Annotated in this window: 23 protein-coding genes; 18 read left to right on the top strand and 5 right to left on the bottom strand. The window is 32.1% G+C overall.

Annotated features, from left to right (window positions below; genetic code table 11):
* Positions 1 to 55: 55 nt before the first annotated feature.
* From ACUXVC_RS13670 to ACUXVC_RS13660, 3 genes are all read left to right on the top strand, one after another.
* The gene (locus tag ACUXVC_RS13670) at positions 56 to 424 is read left to right on the top strand and encodes a DUF4180 domain-containing protein (RefSeq protein WP_000403464.1); all 369 of its coding nucleotides are present in this window, start codon (positions 56 to 58) and stop codon (positions 422 to 424) included.
* Positions 425 to 532: 108 nt separating this feature from the next.
* A complete protein-coding gene (locus tag ACUXVC_RS13665; protein ID WP_144465233.1) occupies positions 533 to 1036 on the top strand; it encodes a MepB family protein in 504 nt (167 codons plus the stop codon).
* A gap of 190 nt (positions 1037 to 1226) precedes the next feature.
* The gene (locus ACUXVC_RS13660; RefSeq protein ID WP_446026147.1) at positions 1227 to 1994 is read left to right on the top strand and encodes an arylamine N-acetyltransferase family protein; all 768 of its coding nucleotides are present in this window, start codon (positions 1227 to 1229) and stop codon (positions 1992 to 1994) included.
* 20 nt (positions 1995 to 2014) lie between these two features.
* On the opposite strand, the gene ACUXVC_RS13655 is transcribed toward ACUXVC_RS13660, so the two are convergent.
* Positions 2015 to 2197 carry a hypothetical protein gene (locus ACUXVC_RS13655; RefSeq protein ID WP_001147158.1) on the bottom strand — a complete coding sequence of 61 codons (183 nt, stop codon included), beginning with the start codon at positions 2195 to 2197 and terminating at the stop codon, positions 2015 to 2017.
* A gap of 143 nt (positions 2198 to 2340) precedes the next feature.
* Between ACUXVC_RS13655 and ACUXVC_RS13650 the strand changes: the two genes are divergently transcribed.
* The 4 genes from ACUXVC_RS13650 (at position 2341) to ACUXVC_RS13635 (ending at position 5931) form a co-directional block, all read left to right on the top strand.
* Positions 2341 to 2994 (top strand): YdeI/OmpD-associated family protein, encoded by a 654-nt coding sequence (locus tag ACUXVC_RS13650; protein ID WP_000110844.1) that lies wholly within the window; start codon positions 2341 to 2343, stop codon positions 2992 to 2994.
* 126 nt (positions 2995 to 3120) lie between these two features.
* Positions 3121 to 4236, top strand: coding sequence for an NAD(P)/FAD-dependent oxidoreductase (locus ACUXVC_RS13645; RefSeq protein ID WP_144465231.1), 1116 nt, complete (start codon positions 3121 to 3123; stop codon positions 4234 to 4236).
* Positions 4237 to 4452: 216 nt separating this feature from the next.
* On the top strand, positions 4453 to 4893 hold the full coding sequence (locus ACUXVC_RS13640; protein WP_001202588.1) for an NUDIX hydrolase: 441 nt from the start codon (positions 4453 to 4455) through the stop codon (positions 4891 to 4893).
* Between the two features lie 378 nt (positions 4894 to 5271).
* Positions 5272 to 5931: a serine/threonine protein kinase gene (locus ACUXVC_RS13635; protein ID WP_000026522.1), complete on the top strand. Its 660-nt coding sequence runs from the start codon at positions 5272 to 5274 to the stop codon at positions 5929 to 5931.
* A gap of 189 nt (positions 5932 to 6120) precedes the next feature.
* On the opposite strand, the gene ACUXVC_RS13630 is transcribed toward ACUXVC_RS13635, so the two are convergent.
* Together ACUXVC_RS13630 and ACUXVC_RS13625 are read right to left on the bottom strand one after the other, a co-directional pair.
* The gene (locus ACUXVC_RS13630; protein ID WP_063547452.1) at positions 6121 to 6300 is read right to left on the bottom strand and encodes a hypothetical protein; all 180 of its coding nucleotides are present in this window, start codon (positions 6298 to 6300) and stop codon (positions 6121 to 6123) included.
* Positions 6301 to 6391: 91 nt separating this feature from the next.
* Positions 6392 to 6649 (bottom strand): hypothetical protein, encoded by a 258-nt coding sequence (locus ACUXVC_RS13625; protein WP_000587696.1) that lies wholly within the window; start codon positions 6647 to 6649, stop codon positions 6392 to 6394.
* A 135-nt stretch (positions 6650 to 6784) separates the two neighbouring features.
* On the opposite strand from ACUXVC_RS13625, the gene ACUXVC_RS13620 reads away from it, so the two are divergent.
* The 4 genes from ACUXVC_RS13620 (at position 6785) to ACUXVC_RS13605 (ending at position 10034) form a co-directional block, all read left to right on the top strand.
* The gene (locus tag ACUXVC_RS13620; protein WP_340783698.1) at positions 6785 to 8215 is read left to right on the top strand and encodes a PQQ-dependent sugar dehydrogenase; all 1431 of its coding nucleotides are present in this window, start codon (positions 6785 to 6787) and stop codon (positions 8213 to 8215) included.
* Between the two features lie 192 nt (positions 8216 to 8407).
* On the top strand, positions 8408 to 8980 hold the full coding sequence (locus ACUXVC_RS13615; RefSeq protein WP_053564289.1) for a hypothetical protein: 573 nt from the start codon (positions 8408 to 8410) through the stop codon (positions 8978 to 8980).
* A gap of 32 nt (positions 8981 to 9012) precedes the next feature.
* A complete protein-coding gene (locus ACUXVC_RS13610) occupies positions 9013 to 9576 on the top strand; it encodes a GNAT family N-acetyltransferase (protein WP_000185959.1) in 564 nt (187 codons plus the stop codon).
* Positions 9577 to 9653: 77 nt separating this feature from the next.
* Complete coding sequence (locus tag ACUXVC_RS13605; protein WP_001048947.1) at positions 9654 to 10034, top strand: nucleotide excision repair endonuclease; 381 nt, start codon at positions 9654 to 9656, stop codon at positions 10032 to 10034.
* Between the two features lie 58 nt (positions 10035 to 10092).
* On the opposite strand, the gene ACUXVC_RS13600 is transcribed toward ACUXVC_RS13605, so the two are convergent.
* Positions 10093 to 10299, bottom strand: a complete 207-nt coding sequence (locus ACUXVC_RS13600; protein ID WP_144465229.1) for a hypothetical protein — start codon at positions 10297 to 10299, stop codon at positions 10093 to 10095.
* A gap of 132 nt (positions 10300 to 10431) precedes the next feature.
* Between ACUXVC_RS13600 and ACUXVC_RS13595 the strand changes: the two genes are divergently transcribed.
* The 5 genes from ACUXVC_RS13595 (at position 10432) to ACUXVC_RS13575 (ending at position 14220) form a co-directional block, all read left to right on the top strand.
* Positions 10432 to 11211 (top strand): undecaprenyl-diphosphate phosphatase, encoded by a 780-nt coding sequence (locus ACUXVC_RS13595; RefSeq protein WP_053564291.1) that lies wholly within the window; start codon positions 10432 to 10434, stop codon positions 11209 to 11211.
* An 82-nt stretch (positions 11212 to 11293) separates the two neighbouring features.
* Positions 11294 to 12613: an FAD-dependent monooxygenase gene (locus ACUXVC_RS13590; RefSeq protein ID WP_078401727.1), complete on the top strand. Its 1320-nt coding sequence runs from the start codon at positions 11294 to 11296 to the stop codon at positions 12611 to 12613.
* A 66-nt stretch (positions 12614 to 12679) separates the two neighbouring features.
* The gene (locus tag ACUXVC_RS13585) at positions 12680 to 13207 is read left to right on the top strand and encodes a GNAT family N-acetyltransferase (protein ID WP_000409236.1); all 528 of its coding nucleotides are present in this window, start codon (positions 12680 to 12682) and stop codon (positions 13205 to 13207) included.
* A 16-nt stretch (positions 13208 to 13223) separates the two neighbouring features.
* Positions 13224 to 13745 carry a YfiT family bacillithiol transferase gene (locus ACUXVC_RS13580; RefSeq protein ID WP_000999070.1) on the top strand — a complete coding sequence of 174 codons (522 nt, stop codon included), beginning with the start codon at positions 13224 to 13226 and terminating at the stop codon, positions 13743 to 13745.
* Position 13746: 1 nt separating this feature from the next.
* The gene (locus tag ACUXVC_RS13575; protein WP_088023940.1) at positions 13747 to 14220 is read left to right on the top strand and encodes a GNAT family N-acetyltransferase; all 474 of its coding nucleotides are present in this window, start codon (positions 13747 to 13749) and stop codon (positions 14218 to 14220) included.
* Positions 14221 to 14340: 120 nt separating this feature from the next.
* On the opposite strand, the gene ACUXVC_RS13570 is transcribed toward ACUXVC_RS13575, so the two are convergent.
* The gene (locus ACUXVC_RS13570) at positions 14341 to 14718 is read right to left on the bottom strand and encodes a PH domain-containing protein (protein WP_000522472.1); all 378 of its coding nucleotides are present in this window, start codon (positions 14716 to 14718) and stop codon (positions 14341 to 14343) included.
* Between the two features lie 179 nt (positions 14719 to 14897).
* Here ACUXVC_RS13570 and ACUXVC_RS13565 point away from each other — a divergent pair, with 179 nt between their 5' ends.
* Positions 14898 to 15749 carry a patatin-like phospholipase family protein gene (locus ACUXVC_RS13565; RefSeq protein ID WP_000789277.1) on the top strand — a complete coding sequence of 284 codons (852 nt, stop codon included), beginning with the start codon at positions 14898 to 14900 and terminating at the stop codon, positions 15747 to 15749.
* 12 nt (positions 15750 to 15761) lie between these two features.
* Positions 15762 to 16133: a YxiJ-like family protein gene (locus ACUXVC_RS13560; protein ID WP_000765936.1), complete on the top strand. Its 372-nt coding sequence runs from the start codon at positions 15762 to 15764 to the stop codon at positions 16131 to 16133.
* The last annotated feature ends 165 nt before the right edge of the window (positions 16134 to 16298 follow it).

The raw sequence follows: 16298 nt of genomic DNA, 5'->3' as shown, positions 1-16298 counted from the left end.
AAAGTTTTGTAAAACAATTTTACTCATACTGTGTAAATTATAAAGGGGTGGGACTATGGAAATAAAGAAAGTAGTAATCGATGGAATCAATATTGCGGTCATTAGAAACGATAAGGTATTAATATCGGATGTTCAGTCTGCATTAGATACTATGGCAACAGTTCAATATGAGGTAGATGCGAAACATATTATTATCCATAAATCTTTAATAAGTGAAGATTTCTTTGACCTAAAAACACGGCTTGCGGGTGATATCCTTCAAAAGTTTATAAACTACAAGGTAAAGATTGCTATTGTTGGAGATTTCTCTATGTATACTAGTAAAAGCTTAAAGGATTTTATTTATGAATGTAATAAAGGGAATGACATTTTTTACTTAGCAACTGAACAACAAGCAATTGAAAAACTAAGTACATTAAAGTAATAATTATATCCTGCTAAATTCCCCCATTTCACTTAGTTCATAATTATATACGATATAGAAGAACTGATGTTTGTGGTAAACTAAGAGATGAATAAAGGGGGAGTTTTTTTGAACAATTTTAATGATACGATCCGAAATTTAAACAATATAGTTTACAAACCTAACAATTTAATGATTACGAATCTAAAAGAAGAAAAGCAAAACGCAGAATATGCAGGATGTTTATTCCACTTAAATAACAAAACCATTCGTTTTAGAAAATCAAAAGTTACTCCTAATAAAATTGGGCAATTTGTTTCTTTTTGGGAGAAAGATGAAAATATGCGAAATAGAGCTTTCTCTTATGAAGCTGCTCCTGATTTATTAGTAATCACTTGTATTGCTGATAATAAACTAGGGCAATTCATTTTTCCTAAAGAGATTCTTCTTAAAGAAAAAATATTGAGAACACAAAGTCAAACAGGGAAAATGGCAATGAGAATTTATCCTGTTTGGGATACCACTGTTAGCAATCAAGCTAAAAAGAGCCAAACGTGGCAACTTCAATATTTTGTTGATTTAAGTGATATTAATAATTTGCATATAGATAAACTATTAAATTTATATTCGTAGCTTTTGATTTGCCCCAAAAAGAAGTAATTACAGAAAAGACATTTGTAATGACGCCTTCTATTAATTTACCTCGTGAATCGTAATTTTTGTACCGGTACAGTTAAATGAAATGTACATTGTTACAGTGCCCCTTAAAATTTACAATCAGCATATATTATTTTAACTTATAAATTTTTAAGGGGTGCTAAATATGACAAGTTTACAAGATCAGCTTTTCACAAGATTAAATCTTAAAAAACGTAATGATGTAACGTTTGAAGAATTACCTACCATACTCTTTTCGTTTGCACAGACTATACCATTTGAGAATTTAGATGTTATAGCGTGTAATACGAATCAAATCTCTCCGGAAAACTTGCGAGAGAAAATTTTAACTAGTTCCCGTGGTGGACTTTGCTACGAATTAAACACTCTTTTTTACTATTTTTTAAGAGACTGTGGCTATGATGTACAACTGGCATTAGGTACGGTTTATAAAAACGATATAAATGCATGGGCACTTGAGGATGGCCATATAACAATTATTTTAACTTATGATAATGTACAGTATTTAATTGATGTAGGTATAGCTTCGTTAGTACCTCTTGTTCCTGTACCTTTTACTGGTAAGTCTGTTTCTTCAAAAAATGGTTCGTACCGGGTGAGACGAAAAGATACGAGTAAAGGAAATTATGTTTTAGAAAGAATAGATACTGATGGAGAATGGAAAGTTTGTCATGCTTTTTATAAACATAATATTGATGAGATAGTAGTAAATGATGTTCAAAGAAGAGTGATAGAAGATGAGAAGTCTATTTTTAATAAAGGACCAATTGCAGTAAAGTTGACGAACTCTGGCCATATTTCATTAACGAATACAAGTTTAACCGAAATTATTCATGGGGAAAAAACTAAGCGTGAAATTACAGAAGATCAATATAAAGAGTTTTTATATACTTTATTTGCTATTAAGTTATGAATAATAAAGATAGCCGGTTCTTATTCAGAAGCGGCTATCTTTATTATTTTTGGTGTAAATGGTTTTCTTCTAATATGTTTCGGAAACTGCGGTATAGTTAATGTTTTTAATGTTTCCTCAGCTTCTTCATATGTATGAAAAATTGGTTCTTTTCCATCATCCCCTTGTAAAACTAGCCCTTCATCTCGGATTACATATGGCATAAAACCACCCCATCTAGTAAAGAATTATGTTCTTTTGCAGCAGAATAATACGATTTAAAGTTTGATTTTCTTAATACATATAATACACTAGAACAGTACGAAAAAGTATGTACAATGAATTTTGAATGTAAAGGAAGATTATTATGTCAGTTATTGATAAATTGAAACTTAATAAGTATACAAATATGGTCGTTATTAACGAACCAAGTGATTATGACATTTTTACAGGTAAAGAAACTGCATTCTCAAAAGAACACGATGCTATCTTTATATTTGTAGAAACGCTTGATGAAATGGTGAAACAAACGAATTTTATTATTAGTAATGAAGAATTACTAATTGAAAAAGGTTACGTATTCTTCGCATATCCGAAAAAAGGTAATGCTCGTTATAGTACGTTTATTCACCGTGATGAGATGTTTCCGGCATTAAACGTTGGAGAAGATGGTTATGTGGGAGAAAGCGATATTAAATTTGCACGAATGGTAAGTATGGATGAAGTCTTTACTGTTGTTGGTTTAAAACGTGAAAAGAAAAAAACAACAAAAACATCTGCTATGAGTCAATGTGTTGCCGATTATGCAGATCGAATTAAAGATGTTGAAGCATTATTAGCTAATCATCCGAATGAACTTAAGTTTTATCAAAGTTTAACGCCTGGATATCAGAAAGATTGGGCACGTAATCTTTTTTCTGTAAAACAAGAAAAAACACGTGAAAAACGTCTAGAGAAAATGATAGAGATCCTTTCACAAGGCTATAAAACAATTGAATTATTCCGTAAGAAGAAAAAATAATGATTAAGAAAGTCACAATGCTGCAACAATTAATTGTGATGAGTACATTGAAAAAAGCATTCCTTCCATTATACTAAGGAATGTTCGTATATTTATATAATTAGCAAAAGAGAAAAGGTGTTTGAAATGAAATCGTATATTGTAGTTGGATCTGGAATTTTAGGAGCGTCTACTGCTTATCATCTTGCTAAGGCAGGTGCGAATGTTACTATCGTGGATCGCCAACAATTAGGGCAAGCAACTGATGCAGGAGCAGGTATTGTATGTCCATGGCTATCACAGCGTCGTAATAAAGCATGGTATAAAATCGTTAAAGGCGGTGCACGTTACTATTCTTCGTTAATTCAGCAATTAGAAGAAGACGGTGAAACTGACACAGGATATAATCGTGTAGGTGCAATTAGTTTACATACTGACGAGAAAAAGTTAGATCAAATGGAAGAGCGAGCTTATAAACGACGTGAAGATGCCCCAGAGATTGGTGAAATAACTCGCTTATCAGCTGAAGAAACAAAAAAATTATTCCCAGCATTATCAGACGAATATAGTTCTGTTCATATTAGTGGTGCTGCACGAGTGAATGGAAGATTATTACGCAATGCATTAATAAGTGCTGCGAAAAAACATGGTGCAACTTTTATAAAAGGCGATGCCATATTAGTCCGTGAAGGAAATCATATTACTGGAGTTACAGTAAACGATGAAACAATTTTAGCAGAAAAGGTTATTGTAACTGCAGGCGCATGGGCGAATGAAATCTTGAACCCATTAGGAATTAATTTCTTAGTTACATTCCAAAAAGGACAAATTGTTCATCTGCATATTGAAAATACAGCAACAGAAAATATGCCAGTTGTTATGCCACCGAACGATCAATATATTTTAACGTTTGACAATGGTCATGTCGTAATTGGTGCAACACATGAGAATGATACTGGTTTCGATCATCGTGTAACAGCAGGTGGTTTACATGAAGTATTCCATAAGGCATTAGCAGTTGCACCTGGCTTAGAAAATGCTACAATGCTTGAAACGAGAGTTGGATTCAGACCATTCACACCAGGATTCTTACCTGTTATCGGGCCACTACCTAACTTTGAAGGAATTCTCGTTGCGAATGGATTAGGGGCTTCGGGTTTAACAGCTGGTCCATACTTAGGAGCGGAACTTGCTAAACTAGCGCTCGGACAACCGATTGAATTAGATTTAAATGATTATGACGTTGCTGGCGCAATTGAATAATATGGAGTACTGCTAACATTTATGAAAAACCATGCTAAACAAATTCGACAGAGAATAAGTAGTTTTTCCTCTGTTAAGAGTAAGCCTGTTTATGAAAAATAAAATTATTTAAAAATAGAGGGCCGACATTATAAACCTGCATTAATAATGTAGAATTGTGATGTCGGCTCTTTATTCATATTGATTTAAAACTTATTTTCGAGAGGAGGTTAAGTAATGAGAGCGCCATATCAAGTATTGATATTTCCTTATATAAAAACTGCCGATTCTATTCAATATGCCATTTTTAACCGAAGTGATTATGGTTATTGGCAAGGAATAGCTGGTGGCGGAGAAGACGGTGAGATTCCTATTGAATCAGCAAAACGGGAAGCATTTGAAGAGGCTGGTATTACAAGAGAATGTCCATATATACAATTAGATTCTGTGTCTTCACTATCAGTAGAAGATGTAGTTGGAGGATTCCTTTGGGGAGAAGAGGTTTATGTAATAAAAGAATTTTCTTTTGGAGTTAAAGTCCCTACAAAAAACATATCATTATCTAAAGAACACTTCAATTATAAATGGTTATGCTTTGAGGAAGCAGTAACGTTTTTGAAATGGGATAGCAACAAAACAGCATTGTGGGAATTAAACAAAAGACTATTAAAACAATAAAAGTTTTAGCTAACAAAGATAGTAGTGGAACAAGAATTGAACCATTAACAAACCTTTGCTACACTTCTAAACAATGTTTTAGATTATAAAATAGAGTAATATAGATTTTGTATAGGTAATTTACTAAGAGAACTTGTACTAAGAAAAGCCCTATACAGTTGACTCTGAAAAAATGAAAATAGTTAGAAATATTTTTATATCGTACGGTTTTTGGCTATGAATAACGGAATAAATATTAAGTATTCAACAGTTTAAATAAAATGAGTTAGCTTTTTATTTTAAGAAGAAAGATGACTCGTTTTATGCTAAAATTCGCTTAGTGTATATTTTCGTTAAAATGTGGGTGGGCCCCCTTTTAGCAAAACCGGAGTGGGAATGATGAGTATAAATAGTTTTGTGGGATTGATAAAGGACGAATTATTAAAAGAGGTAAGTATAAGAAGTGAGGATGAATTCGAGCCTGTAGTAGTTAAAGATATTCCTAGACTTTGGAAGTGTTTAGGAACAGGTAATTATGCCGCAGTATTCATGCACAAAGAATACAAAGATTGGGTAGTGAAAGTTTACGTGCGAGAAGGAGAAGGAATTGAAAAAGAGTCAGAAGTATACCGAAGAATTGGAGATCATCCTTCTTATTCAAAGCTTATATATAAAGGAGAAAATTTCATAGTATTGAAACGTTTAAAAGAAATTACCTTATACGATGCTATTCATAAGGGGATTAAAATTCCTAAGCAAGTAATACTTGATATTAATGAGGCTTTAGAGTATGCGAGGGAGCAAGGGTTAACTCCTTGTGATGTTCACGGGAAAAATGTGATGATGGAAAAAGGAAGGGGATATGTAGTCGATGTATCTGATTTCTTAAAAACAAAAGAAGATAGTAAGTGGAGAGACCTAGAAAAGGCATATTTCACCTTTTATTTTCCTTTCATTTATAAATTGCCTTTCCCCGTTAAAATACCGTATTTTATGTTAAACATTGTTAGACGTTCGTACAGAAAATATAAGAAGCTTAAAAAGAACTTCAAATTATAAAAGGATCACATATGTTCCTGAAAACGATTTGAATTCACATAAATAACTTTAGAAAAATTTAAAATTTTGTTTAGGGGCTACTTCAAGACCTTAGCTTGCTGGGCATATGGTGCTACCTCAAAATATAAAAAGATTAGGAGTGAATCCTAATCTTTTTATTTATACATATTTTTGTTATGAATATCACTATCAATTCCAAAACGGGATATTTTGAATAAATGAAACCGTCAAAATAAGTGTTGATACGGAACCAGCAGTTACTAAAGTTACTATTTTTCGTCCATTCTGTTCTTTTGAAGGTTTTATAAGTTCTGTAATTAACACAATCCATATTATGATAGAGATTATTGAAATAATATCTATAGACATATGTAACACATCCCTTCTTGTTTTCACATAAATATTTCTTCTTTTATAAAATAAAAGCAATTTAACAAGAAAATATGTAACGCATTACAAATCAATATTTTCCTGTTAAACCACCTTTTTTAAATAGAAATACGACTGATAAAACGATAACAACAGCCTTCAAACTTCCCCAATATGGATAAATAGCATGATCTGTTAGACTAGCATATTGAAAAATATTCTCTAAACCGAAAATTCCTATCATGACTGCTAAAATGAATGAAGCTGATCCATACGTCCCGTTATGATAGAGGGTAAATAAATAGACTGCGAAAATTAGTGGTAAGATGATTTGTAGTACGATTATCATAGTTCGTCCCCCATATTATTTATAATTATATTATATACAAAATTGTAATAAAAAGGAATGCGACTTATTTGATACTAACAGAACTACTCTAATCATATTCTTCTATAAAAAGAAGAAAAAGGGGTGTACAGTTAATTGACAAAAGTTAAAGTTAGTTTACGACCCATTGTTCATAATATAAATTTACCAACCGTATTGAAAACAACAATACTTCCAGGCGAATCGACCGAAAGACTATTTATCGCAACCCAATTAGGAGAGATTTTTTACATAGGGAATGGAGTTATAAAGATATTTTTAGATATTCGTCACCTAATTATTAAATTAGGTACATTTGAAGAAGGTGTTTCTAGTAGCGGTTATGATGAACGCGGATTGCTAGGACTTGCGTTCCATCCACAATTTTATCAAAATAGGTTATTTTATCTACATTATTCAGTAGCCGGAACTCAAGGGCCAGGTGCACTTTCTGAACAATTTAAACCGAATCCTTGTGACCCTAAAACATTAAATTTAAAGTGGGTTAATAGAAATACGCAATATGATCACATTGATACTGTGGAAGAATGGACTTTACAACCTAATGGTCAAGCTCAAAAGCGACGAACATTACTGAATGTAAGAAGACCATTTTTTAATCATAACGGAGTCAATAGTTTAAACTTTTCACCTGAGACTGGAAAACTTGTTTTTACAAATGGAGATGGCGGATCAGGTTATGATCCATTTAATTTAAGCCAAGATGATTTAGAAATAGCAGGTAAAATAATTGAAATCGATGTAAGTAAAAATACATTTATAAATAACCCTCCTGTAGTTACACGCTTTAATGAACTCCCTTTCTCTATACAAGAAACACTTACAGTAATTGCAAAAGGAGTACGTAATATAACCGGCATTTCATTTCAAAGGTTTTATAATCAATATATCAAATACGCCGGAAATGTCGGACAAGATATTGTAGAGTCTATTTTTTCATTTGTTCAATATAAACCTATACCGGTTACAGAACTTGTTCAAATGCATTTTATGAGGCTCACTCCCAATCAAGATGGGTTTATCAATTTTGGTTGGAGAGGATGGGAAGGGGATTTACCTACTTCTTTTATACGGCATTGTTCCGAAAATCAGACTTTGGATGAAAGAACAATGACTTATTATGATGAAACAATACAAACTTCAGTGAAGCGCATTCTACCTCTACTTAGTTATTTTCATAAAGATTCTAGAACAGATAAGTTTGGAGGAACTTCCCTTACAGGAGTTCAGCCATATATGGGAAATGCAATTCCAAATTTAACAGGTAGCGTAGTGTTTACTGACCTTGCTAAGAAAGAAGATTCTCGACCGCCAGTTAAAGGTGTTTTAGCCTATACTAGAGCAGGTACAGACGGTAAACATGCTGACTTTCATGCTATTGAAACCAATTATGATTTTGGTACGCAAGCAGCTTATTATATGAGTTTAGGAACAAATTTGAATCAAACTAAATTATATTTAGGAGTTTACGGTTCTATGAAAGTAACTGATTTTAATAAAGGTACCATTTTTGAAATTATCCCTTAATACGATACAAATTATCAGTCTAAAAATATAATATAAGGAATTCATTCTGTTCCCAAAACGCACGACTTAACTTATCCCCCTAAAAATCTTCAATGTATGAGCATCTATTAACTTGCAGAAAGTAACTCATAAACCGTATGTGTACGAATAATATAGAAAGTAATGAATGAGGTGTCTTTAGGGGGGATTTTAATGAATCGGTTTGTACGTTATTGGTATCAACTGATGATAGAGCATGATATAAGCTTTGTTCATAAAAGAAAATTGTCCCTTGCGAATAAGTTAGTACTTACAGCTTTGATGAGTGCATTAGCCACCATGTTTCAAGCAGCGGGTAACTTAGTTCCTGGTATAGGTTTGCTCATTAGTCCATTTTCGACATTACCGATTTTTTTTGCTATTTTCTATTCTATTCGTGAGGGAATACTTTCTTATATTCTTACTATTTTTCTATTATTTATTATTGAGCCAAGTGAACTAATTATCTTTCCTTTTACTACAGGCTTATTAGGTCTAGCCTTAGGACTAGCCTTTTTAAAATTTAAGAGGAGAATTTGGATAGTTTCTTTTTCAGCAACGTGTCTACTTATAGGTATTATGATCGTTCTCGATGTTTTCCGTTTTCCGGTACTTGGTCCTACTGTTCATACAACTATGGACATGAAAATTATTTTATTAATATTTATACTGAGCTTTCTATATTGCTGGATTTATGCAGGTTTTTGCAGAATAATGATGAATAGATTATGTAAAGTGTTGTATTGACAATGGCATAATGAAGATTGGAGAATGTATTCATGACTAACGTTGCAGTTAGAAGACCGAATTTGAATGATGTAGATGAACTATATTTATTTTTCCGTATCGTTATTACGAATACATATAAAAATGAAGGATTATCACAACTATTGGATGACATAGAAAATGAAATTAACATGAAAAAGCAATATTTGAAAACAGATTTTGATAGTAATGGAGAAAAACGTTACTTTTTATTAGCAATTGATACAAATAACAATAAAATCATTGGAACAATTGAAGTTGGTCCAGCAAGTACATTGATTAATAGTTGTACAGGTGGTGTACTTAAGGATTTGTATGAAATAGGAACTGTATTTATACTTCCAGAGTATCAAAGAAAGGGTATCGGGAGTTTACTGCTACATACAATGTTTCTTACGTTACTTAGCAGAGGAATAACAGAATTCTGTTTAGATAGTGGATACAGAAAAGCGCAAAGTATATGGACAAAGAAGTTTGGAGAGCCTAGTTATGTACTGAAAGATTATTGGGGAGAATCAAGTGATCATATGATTTGGAAGAAGAGTTTACATGATACACCTATAATATTTGAATTATAAAATGAAATATACCTATGAACGTAGCTTTTCTTACATATGTATGCTATTATTTATCTTTATAATAAAAGAGGACGTGAATGAACTTGATTAAAATTAGTATCCCTGAAGTTGATGTTACAATTACTGAACGTAAACAAGTTATTAAAGGAGACGAGCCAATCATTACTCCAATTAATGGATTTATCGATTTCCACTTGTTCCCTAGAGATAAAGGCGGCATTTTTATGTTTTACAATATTAATGACGAACTACTTTTCGTAGGTAAAGCTCGTAAAATTAGACAACGTATTAAGAAGCATTTTGAAGATAATGTTTCACCAATTAAAAATCACCGTGATGAAGTATACCGCATTGATGCATGTATCGTAGAAGATCCAACAGAAAGAGAAATTTACGAAACATATATCATTAATGAATACAAAGCGAAATATAACGTTGATAAAGTATTCTACAAATAATCAACATTAATAAAAAAACAATCCTAGCTAATATGCCAGGATTGTTTTTTATTTAGATTTATTCTTCATATCTTTCTCCTTTTTTCAAATGATTAGCCACAATAAAACAGAATATCCCTATAAATATAAGTACAATACCAAGCGTTTTATGGTTTCCCTCAAAGAAAGGAATATCTGAAATAACATTTGTCATACATAGTCCTAAAAATACAAGGATAGGGCCCATCCAAAGTAATACATTACCGAATTTTGTGTACTTCCACATAATAACCCTCCTTAATTCTCTTTACATATATATCCATAAACTAAAAGTAAATTCATAGAGAAATATAGTTTTTTTCATATCAAAAATTTAACCCTCATATATTGGTACAAGCAAAAGAGAAAGGAGACCATCATGAATTGGTTAGAAGCTTTCATATTAGGTATAATTCAAGGTTTAACAGAATTTTTACCAATCAGTAGTACCGGACATCTTTATTTAGGAAGGCATTTATTTCAATTAGATGAAGCAGGCTTATTTTTAGATACGATGTTGCATATTGGGACTTTACTTGCAGTGTTTATTTATTACAAAAAAGAATTTATATATTTAATTAAAAACCCATTTTCAAAGCTCATGTTATTACTTATTGTTGGGACGATACCTGCAGTTGTTATTGGTTTATTGTTTAAAGACTTCTTTGAAGATATTTCAAAAACAGGAATCACGATCGGTTGGGAGTTTTTAGTGACCGGATTCTTTCTCTACATGGCAGATAAACAAAAGAATGGTCGTAAAAAAATGGATGACATAACATATAAAGACGCATTAATTATCGGTTCATTTCAAGCTGCTGCTATTTTTCCAGCCATTTCCCGTTCTGGAATGACAATTGTCGCTGCATTATGGAGAAAATTAGACCGTGAAACTGCTGCTTACTTTTCTTTTTTACTGTCGACACCAGCTATTGTTGGAGCTATCATTTTGCAATTTGCAGACGTTTTTCAAGGGAAAGCAGAATCTATTTCTAGTACATCTTTAATTGTCGGAACGTTATCAGCAGCGTTTTTTGGATACATAGCCGTTTCATGGATGATTCAATATTTAAAACGTCACTCCTTAAAAGTATTCGCGTATTACGTATGGGGATTAGGTATTTTAATTTTAACGTTGCAATTTACTGATGTATTTTAAGTATAATGATAAAGAAGTTAATTAGTTTAAGATCCTGTTTCATTCATACAAGGCAGGATCTCTTTTTATTAAGGGGGAAAATATGTTTAATAAGGCTATCGTTATTGGTGGAAGTATGGCAGGAAAGTTTGCAGCAAAAGCTTTATCAACTTTTTTTAAAGAAGTAATCATTTTAGAAGTCGGTGAAAAATGGGATGGAAAAGCTTCAAGAAAAAGAGTTCCACAAAGTAATCATCCTCACGTGTTATTAAAAGGTGGAGAAAAAGCAATTGAAGAATTGTTTCCTACTATTACGAATGAATTAATAGAAGCGGGTAGTATTATAAACAACTTTACACGTGATTTAAAATGGCATCAATTCGGTCTATGGAAACAACCGTTCGTAGGGGAAGTACATATGATTCAACAAAGTCGTCCTTTACTAGAATGGCATATTCAAAAACGAATACATCAGATTTCAAATATTACTATTAAATATGAAACATTGGTTAAAGGGTTATTGGTAGATGAAAAGCTTAACAAAGTGTGTGGAGTAAAAGTTAAATATTTAGAGACAGACATACAAGAAGAAGTTCATGCAGACCTTGTAGTTGATGCGAGTGGATTTGGCTCAAAAAGTATAGAGTGGTTACGAGAATACGAAATTGAAGTACAAGAAGAGAAAGTTCGTATTGATTTATTTTACGCAACGAAAATGTTCAAACTTAAAGAAAATGAGAAATTAGACTGTTGCAATGTGCTAATGTCTCCGAGTTTCCCTGATAACCCTTATGGCGTTCTTATTCAAACGATAGAAGATAATCGTTATTTTGTTACTTTCAGTGGATACGCAAACGAGAAAGCACCACAAACAGATGATGAGTTTTATGATTTTGCTGAAAACCTATCAATTTCTAATGTTACAGACTTCCTAAACAAGGCTGAGGGAATTACTGATATAAAGACATACAAAATTCCCTATCAAGTACGCCGGCGATTTGATTTAGTGAATAATGTACCAGAAGGCTTATTAGTTGTTGGAGATGCGCAATGTCGTTTTGATCCCGTTTTCGGCCAAGGCGTATCAGTTGCTGCTATGGAGGCTCACCAGTTGCAATTACTTCTGCAAGGTAGAAAACAACTTGATAAAACATTTACACAACAATTTTATAAAAAGGCAGCTAATATAATAGAAACCCCATGGGATATGACAACAACGGAAATATCACGTCATCCGCAACTAAAGAGAGAATTAACTACAAAACAAAAATTTCAGCTATGGTATACGAAACAAATATATCGACTATCCGCAAGTAATTCTGATGTTTATATTCGGTTAGTACGAGTGATGAATTTAATTCGTAGTCCATTTCATCTTTTTCATCCGAAAGTACTACTATCTGTATTACTTAATCGAAAGTAATAGCAGGAATATAATTGATTAAAAAAGAATGTATAACAGTTAGTAAATCTAGAAGGAGAATACGGGATGGAAATATACATAGAGCAACTAAAGAAACAAGATGCTAAGGATTTATTTACGTTTGAACTTACGAATAAATCTTTTTTTGAAACAATGGTGCCAAATCGTGGCTCAAAATATTTTGAATTTGAATATTTCCAAAAACTACTAGACGATTTATTAATAGAACAAGCAGATGGAGATTCTTATTTTTATTTAATTCGTAATGAAGAAAAAGAAATTGTAGGGCGAATTAATTTAGTAGATATAGATACGGAAACTCAAATTAGTTCGCTAGGGTATCGGGTCGGAGAAAAATTTACTAAAAAAGGAGTTGCTACAGCAGCCGTAAAATTAATTTTAGATGTAGCGAAAAATAATGAAATTACTGAAGTTCATGCTAAAACAACTACTAATAATCTCGCATCACAAATTGTACTAGAAAAAAGCGGATTTTCTTCTTATCAAAACGAATCAGATACAACTTCTGTAGAATTAAATGGAGAACATGTGAAGTTTGTACACTATATTTGGAGAAATACTTCACGCTTATAATAAGGAGGACTTATTCATGAATGATTTACGTTATCCAATTGGCCAATTTACATACAAACGTCCTATAACTGAAGAAATGATTGATACATGGATTCAAGAAATTGAAGATTTACCAAATGAACTAACAAAGGCAATTAAAGATTTAGATCAGAAGCAGTTAGATACACCATATCGCGTTGGAGGTTGGACTGTACGTCAAGTAGTTCATCACGTCGTTGATAGTCATATGAATAGCTACATACGCTTTAAATTAGCACTGACAGAAAAGAATCCCACTATTAAGCCGTATAAAGAAGAGAAGTGGGCAGAGTTACCCGATTCAAAATTACCGGTAGATGTTTCACTAGTAATGCTAGATTCATTACATAAAAGATGGGTTAACCTTTTATATTCTCTAGAAATTGAAGATTTAGAAAAGACATTTAACCATCCTGAAACTGGTGAAACAAAACTTGCTGTTGCAATAGGACTATACGCATGGCATGGTCGTCATCATACCGCTCATATTACCTCGTTAAGAAAGCGACTTAATTGGTAACATGGAGATTACATTAGAGAAGGCGACAGAAAGTGATGCAGAAGTTATATTTCAAATGCAAATAGACTCATTTAGCCCTTTATTACATAAATATAAAGACTATGAAACAAATCCAGCAAATGAAACTATCGAAAAAACTATTTGTAGAATAAATCATGTAGACGGTGGCTTCTATAAAATAATAGTGGCAATGAATCTTGTTGGAGCGATATGCATTTCACCAAAAGAAACACCCTCTAAATTTTGGATCAGTCCAATGTTTATTCACCCGAGTTATCAAGGAAAAGGAATTGCCCAAAAGGTACTTACATTAATTGAGGAAATGTTTCCTGAAGCAACGAGCTGGGAACTTGCTACTATTTTAGAAGAAGAGAAAAATTGCTTTTTATACGAAAAGATGGGTTATAAAAGAACAGAAGTTATAAAGAAATTAAATGATGAAACTACACTTATTTATTACAAAAAAGAAAGGTAAAGCATATAAAATACGCTTTACCTTTTTATGTTATTTTAGATTAAATATACAAAAATAATGTATTTTCTTCCAAAATACTCGGGTTAGTAATTTTAAAAATGAATAAAAATACAAAAACAACTACTTAGTCGTAAAGGTTACTAACGCTTTTTGAATGCTTAAAATACTATCGTCACCTTTAAATTCTTTCGTAATTGGATCCTCCATACTAGACACCCAAATTTTAAGTTCTGCATCTAAATCAAAATGCCCAGCCGTTTCGATGCTATATTGTGTAATACTTTTATAAGGAATAGAATGGTATTCTGTTTTTTTGCCAGTTACTCCTTGTTTATCTACTAAAATAAGACGACGATTTGTAAATACGATTAGATCACGAATTAATTTATAAGCATGCTCTACTTTTTCATCGTCTAGCATAATCTTCTCTAAATCACGTTCTACACTTTCAGAACTCGTATTTGATGCATTTCCTAAAATACCGCTAAATAAACCCATATTAAATTCCTCCTTTAATATATGTGGAATGAATTACTTATATTGTAACATGTTACTCACAAAGATATTATGACATTACTTTAGTAGTTTCTGGTTATTGTTGTAATTAGTTTATATAACCTCATCTTAAAATCTTATGCTAATATGAAATTAAGAAAAAAGAAGCAGAGGGATATAGCATGAAGAATATTGGTTTAGTATTAGAGGGCGGAGGAATGAAAGGTTTATATACTGCAGGTGTACTCGAATATTTCATGGAAAAGAACTTATTCTTTCCGTATGTAGTCGGCGTATCAGCTGGAGCCTGTATGGGAGCAACCTATTTGTCACGTCAAAAAGGTAGAAATAAGAAAGTAAATACAGAGCTAGTATCAGATTACAGGTATATATCTTATCGAAACTTAATTCGAAAACGTGAATTATTCGGAATGGATTTTTTATTTGATGAAGTACCTAATAAAATTGTACCATTTGATTTTCAAACTTTCTTAAAATGTAATGAACAGTTTGTTATAGGGACGACTGATTGCGAATCAGGACAAGCCATTTATTATAATAAAGCAGAACACGGAAATGATATTTTAAAAATCATTCGCGCCTCAAGCTCTGTACCGTTTATAGCACCTGCTGTAGAATATAATAATCGAAAATTATTAGATGGAGGGATTATAGACCCTATACCAGTTTTGAAAGCCCAAAAGGATGGTTATGAAAAGAACGTTGTCATTATGACAAAGCCAGAAGGATATGAGAAGCAGCGAAATAAATTTTCAGGCCTGGCTAAAATTTTATATAGAAAATATCCGAAAATCGCAGAGAATTTAGTAGACCATTATCGTTTTTATAATGAGACGATATCTTATATGAATCGAGAAGAACAAAAAGATAATTTTTATGTAATTCAACCAAGTGTACAGCTTCCTATAAGCGGAATAGAAAGAAATAAGGAAAAGCTCGTTAATCTATATAATCTTGGGTATATCGATGCTCAATATCATTATGAAAACTTATTAAATTGGATAGAGAAATAAAGTGGTGGAAAGTTGAAGTTAGGAAAACGAATTATTTTTAAGGAATTGCAGAAAATGCATAGTCCACTTCATAAACCGTTTCCTTATCGTGCTACTGCAAAATTGCAGCGAGACTTAAAAAGTAAATTTACCGAAGATGACTGTATAAACGCTGATTTTAATCATTATTGGATGCATACAGCAGCTACTTTAAATTCTGTACTAAATGGAAACGAACAGAACATTACGTTTCAACAAATAAAGTGGTTAAGAAAATCGTTTTTCGAGTGGTTTCCGCAATATCGTTTTCTAGAAACAGAAATTGTGAATTATCCCATTTTGTATAGAGATTTCATAAGTTATGAGAAGACCAGGAAGCTATTACTTTATTACCTTACTGAATAAAAGCGAAAACGTACAGGTTACATTACTTGTACGTTTTTTTGTTCATAAAACATTCAATATTAACAACTAGTTTATATAGGAATTCTAATGAGAAGAAAGAAGTACATATAATAGAATGCTACAGGGGAGGAGAGAGGAATAGCTGTTTTACTTTAAGTTATTGTC

Source organism: Bacillus sp. N6, from assembly GCF_052805735.1.
The sequence above is the reverse complement of the archived record's forward strand: the minus strand, read 5'-3'. Positions and strand labels throughout refer to the sequence as shown.

Excerpts from the sequence above, each read along its gene's own strand:
- ACUXVC_RS13670 (WP_000403464.1), top strand. The coding sequence starts at position 56 with ATGGAAATAAAGAAAGTAGTAATCGATGGAATCAATATTGCGGTCATT.
- ACUXVC_RS13570 (WP_000522472.1), bottom strand. The coding sequence starts at position 14,718 with ATGGGTTTATTTAGCGGTATTTTAGGAAATGCATCAAATACGAGTTCT.
- ACUXVC_RS13610 (WP_000185959.1), top strand. The coding sequence starts at position 9,013 with ATGACTAACGTTGCAGTTAGAAGACCGAATTTGAATGATGTAGATGAA.
- ACUXVC_RS13565 (WP_000789277.1), top strand. The coding sequence starts at position 14,898 with ATGAAGAATATTGGTTTAGTATTAGAGGGCGGAGGAATGAAAGGTTTA.
- ACUXVC_RS13580 (WP_000999070.1), top strand. The coding sequence starts at position 13,224 with ATGAATGATTTACGTTATCCAATTGGCCAATTTACATACAAACGTCCT.
- ACUXVC_RS13605 (WP_001048947.1), top strand. The coding sequence starts at position 9,654 with ATGAACTTGATTAAAATTAGTATCCCTGAAGTTGATGTTACAATTACT.
- ACUXVC_RS13635 (WP_000026522.1), top strand. The coding sequence starts at position 5,272 with ATGAGTATAAATAGTTTTGTGGGATTGATAAAGGACGAATTATTAAAA.
- ACUXVC_RS13595 (WP_053564291.1), top strand. The coding sequence starts at position 10,432 with ATGAATTGGTTAGAAGCTTTCATATTAGGTATAATTCAAGGTTTAACA.
- ACUXVC_RS13600 (WP_144465229.1), bottom strand. The coding sequence starts at position 10,299 with ATGTGGAAGTACACAAAATTCGGTAATGTATTACTTTGGATGGGCCCT.
- ACUXVC_RS13655 (WP_001147158.1), bottom strand. The coding sequence starts at position 2,197 with ATGCCATATGTAATCCGAGATGAAGGGCTAGTTTTACAAGGGGATGAT.
- ACUXVC_RS13650 (WP_000110844.1), top strand. The coding sequence starts at position 2,341 with ATGTCAGTTATTGATAAATTGAAACTTAATAAGTATACAAATATGGTC.
- ACUXVC_RS13630 (WP_063547452.1), bottom strand. The coding sequence starts at position 6,300 with ATGTCTATAGATATTATTTCAATAATCTCTATCATAATATGGATTGTG.
- ACUXVC_RS13575 (WP_088023940.1), top strand. The coding sequence starts at position 13,747 with ATGGAGATTACATTAGAGAAGGCGACAGAAAGTGATGCAGAAGTTATA.
- ACUXVC_RS13585 (WP_000409236.1), top strand. The coding sequence starts at position 12,680 with ATGGAAATATACATAGAGCAACTAAAGAAACAAGATGCTAAGGATTTA.
- ACUXVC_RS13645 (WP_144465231.1), top strand. The coding sequence starts at position 3,121 with ATGAAATCGTATATTGTAGTTGGATCTGGAATTTTAGGAGCGTCTACT.
- ACUXVC_RS13625 (WP_000587696.1), bottom strand. The coding sequence starts at position 6,649 with ATGATAATCGTACTACAAATCATCTTACCACTAATTTTCGCAGTCTAT.
- ACUXVC_RS13640 (WP_001202588.1), top strand. The coding sequence starts at position 4,453 with ATGAGAGCGCCATATCAAGTATTGATATTTCCTTATATAAAAACTGCC.
- ACUXVC_RS13615 (WP_053564289.1), top strand. The coding sequence starts at position 8,408 with ATGAATCGGTTTGTACGTTATTGGTATCAACTGATGATAGAGCATGAT.
- ACUXVC_RS13590 (WP_078401727.1), top strand. The coding sequence starts at position 11,294 with ATGTTTAATAAGGCTATCGTTATTGGTGGAAGTATGGCAGGAAAGTTT.
- ACUXVC_RS13660 (WP_446026147.1), top strand. The coding sequence starts at position 1,227 with ATGACAAGTTTACAAGATCAGCTTTTCACAAGATTAAATCTTAAAAAA.